Source organism: Pseudomonas sp. LAMO17WK12:I5 (assembly GCF_900215165.1).
GTDB lineage: Bacteria > Pseudomonadota > Gammaproteobacteria > Pseudomonadales > Pseudomonadaceae > Aquipseudomonas > Aquipseudomonas putida_A.
The window spans coordinates 1-1,633 of the sequence record NZ_OBDS01000024.1 but is presented as its reverse complement, the minus strand read 5'-3'; the positions used below and the strand labels follow the sequence as shown (position 1 = coordinate 1,633).

The following is a 1,633-nucleotide window of genomic DNA, read 5'->3' as shown; positions in this document are numbered from 1 at the left end:
CCCACGCCGAAAGACCAAGGTTTCCTGCGCAACGTTAATCGACGCAGGGTTAGTCGGTCCCTAAGGCGAGGCTGAAAAGCGTAGTCGATGGAAAACAGGTTAATATTCCTGTACTTCTGGTTATTGCGATGGAGGGACGGAGAAGGCTAGGCCAGCTTGGCGTTGGTTGTCCAAGTTTAAGGTGGTAGGCTGAGATCTTAGGTAAATCCGGGATCTTAAGGCCGAGAGCTGATGACGAGTTACCTTTCAGGTGACGAAGTGGTTGATGCCATGCTTCCAAGAAAAGCTTCTAAGCTTCAGATAACCAGGAACCGTACCCCAAACCGACACAGGTGGTTGGGTAGAGAATACCAAGGCGCTTGAGAGAACTCGGGTGAAGGAACTAGGCAAAATGGCACCGTAACTTCGGGAGAAGGTGCGCCGGTGAGGGTGAAGGACTTGCTCCGTAAGCTCATGCCGGTCGAAGATACCAGGCCGCTGCGACTGTTTATTAAAAACACAGCACTCTGCAAACACGAAAGTGGACGTATAGGGTGTGACGCCTGCCCGGTGCCGGAAGGTTAATTGATGGGGTTAGCTAACGCGAAGCTCTTGATCGAAGCCCCGGTAAACGGCGGCCGTAACTATAACGGTCCTAAGGTAGCGAAATTCCTTGTCGGGTAAGTTCCGACCTGCACGAATGGCGTAACGATGGCGGCGCTGTCTCCACCCGAGACTCAGTGAAATTGAAATCGCTGTGAAGATGCAGTGTATCCGCGGCTAGACGGAAAGACCCCGTGAACCTTTACTATAGCTTTGCACTGGACTTTGAATTTGCTTGTGTAGGATAGGTGGGAGGCTTTGAAGCGTGGACGCCAGTTCGCGTGGAGCCATCCTTGAAATACCACCCTGGCAACTTTGAGGTTCTAACTCAGGTCCGTTATCCGGATCGAGGACAGTGTATGGTGGGTAGTTTGACTGGGGCGGTCTCCTCCTAAAGAGTAACGGAGGAGTACGAAGGTGCGCTCAGACCGGTCGGAAATCGGTCGTAGAGTATAAAGGCAAAAGCGCGCTTGACTGCGAGACAGACACGTCGAGCAGGTACGAAAGTAGGTCTTAGTGATCCGGTGGTTCTGTATGGAAGGGCCATCGCTCAACGGATAAAAGGTACTCCGGGGATAACAGGCTGATACCGCCCAAGAGTTCATATCGACGGCGGTGTTTGGCACCTCGATGTCGGCTCATCACATCCTGGGGCTGAAGCCGGTCCCAAGGGTATGGCTGTTCGCCATTTAAAGTGGTACGCGAGCTGGGTTTAGAACGTCGTGAGACAGTTCGGTCCCTATCTGCCGTGGACGTTTGAGATTTGAGAGGGGCTGCTCCTAGTACGAGAGGACCGGAGTGGACGAACCTCTGGTGTTCCGGTTGTCACGCCAGTGGCATTGCCGGGTAGCTATGTTCGGGAAAGATAACCGCTGAAAGCATCTAAGCGGGAAACTTGCCTCAAGATGAGATCTCACTGGAACCTTGAGTTCCCTGAAGGGCCGTCGAAGACTACGACGTTGATAGGTTGGGTGTGTAAGCGCTGTGAGGCGTTGAGCTAACCAATACTAATTGCCCGTGAGGCTTGACCATATAACACCCAAGCAATCTG

General features: G+C 52.8%; 1 rRNA gene. It reads left to right on the top strand.

Annotated features, from left to right (window positions below):
* A 23S ribosomal RNA gene (locus CRO59_RS27665) occupies positions 1-1,614 on the top strand; the annotation flags it as partial.
* Positions 1,615-1,633: the final 19 nt, after the last annotated feature.